Genomic DNA, 1,316 nt, shown 5'->3' on the forward strand with positions numbered 1-1,316 from the left:
GGGCCATGCTCTGCAGTTCCGTGGCGTCCCGGACCAGAATCCGGGCCTGCGGGAGCAGGGACCGGCCCGCCTCGGTGAGGGTGGCACCGGTGGCGGAGCGGCGGATCAGGTCGAGGCCGAGATTCGACTCCAGACGTTTCAGCCCCTGGGACACGGGGGACTGGGTCAGCCCCAGCCGCTCCGCGGCACCGGTGACGCTGCCCTCCTCGGCCACGGCGACGAAGTACTCCCAATGCCGGAGGGAATCCGGTCGAGTTGTCATGTGCCCCGAGTCTAGTGGCGGGGACTCTGCCGAGCTGAGCGAGGTACGGGGGACACCCCCAGGGGTCAGGTCCAGCGGCAGAAACAGCGACTGGACATGCTGTGGGCCACCGATGACGACTACGTGGCCCTGGAGGTGACGTGGATGCTCTCACAGGACGTGATCCAGGCGTACGGGCATCCGAAGAACTCGGAGGGCAAGAAGTTGATGGACCGGATCATCAACACCCTGCGCACAGGCTTGCCGAAAGGTCTGGAGGAGCTGGCTCAACTCGGGAGAACCCTGTGGCGTCGGCGGGAAGATGTGCTCGCCTACTTCGACATCGGGGCGTCCAACGGCCCGGTCGAGGCGATCAACGGCCGGCTCGAGCACCTACGCGGCATCGCCCTGGGTTTCCGGAACCTCAACCACTACATCTTGCGGATCCCTGATCCACTCCGGCCAGCTGCACACCCGGATCAACGCACTCTAAATCGTGAAGAGCCAGTAAATGCTGTCCAGCGCGACTACGTAGAAAGGCCAGAAGATAGTACCGGTCCGATAGATCCTCTACCCGAATTCTAATCATGTCGTGCGAGAGCGCGGATTGGGTCAGATAAGAGTCCGCGATGGTTACCGGGCCCAAATTCCGACCAGAGCAGGTCTGGAGGATGTCGCCTTCTTGGATCAGGTAATCCTCAAGCCTCGCGGTGCGCGTGACTGAGAGTCGGTCTGCCTCAGGTGGGAGATATTCAAAGACGTCGTAAGGCCGGAGGTACGGCACGAAGTCTTCTCCATCAACCGCGTAAGTTCGCTTAAACCTGCTTGGCGCATATGCACTACCAAGGCTGCGGATGTCCACGAGGGTGTGCCCGATTCCAGCACGGAGTAACTCACGAATCGGTCCTGCACTGCCGAGAAAGTAGTCGGCATTGAGGCGTCCCTCAGTGTAGAGACCCCTAGCCCGGATTTTTCACGGGTCTTGTCTCCAGTCCTCAGCACGGGGGTGACCGGCTGCAGGGTCGGCGGAGTCCCGGCGGGTACTGGGCCGGGAAACCAGGGTCCGGTATGAGAT

Annotated in this window: 1 protein-coding gene and 1 pseudogene; one reads left to right on the forward strand and one right to left on the reverse strand. The window is 62.2% G+C overall.

What is annotated here, in order from left to right; translation table 11 throughout:
* The coding region (locus ACFVXH_RS41320) for a LysR family transcriptional regulator (RefSeq protein WP_387831238.1) at positions 1–262 on the reverse strand (262 nt) is incomplete at its 3' end.
* 75 nt (positions 263–337) lie between these two features.
* On the opposite strand from ACFVXH_RS41320, the pseudogene ACFVXH_RS41325 reads away from it, so the two are divergent.
* Positions 338–734, forward strand: a pseudogene (locus tag ACFVXH_RS41325) (transposase); the annotation flags it as partial.
* Positions 735–1,316 lie beyond the last annotated feature (582 nt).

It is taken from the genome of Kitasatospora sp. NPDC058184, from assembly GCF_042883725.1.
GTDB lineage: Bacteria > Actinomycetota > Actinomycetes > Streptomycetales > Streptomycetaceae > Kitasatospora.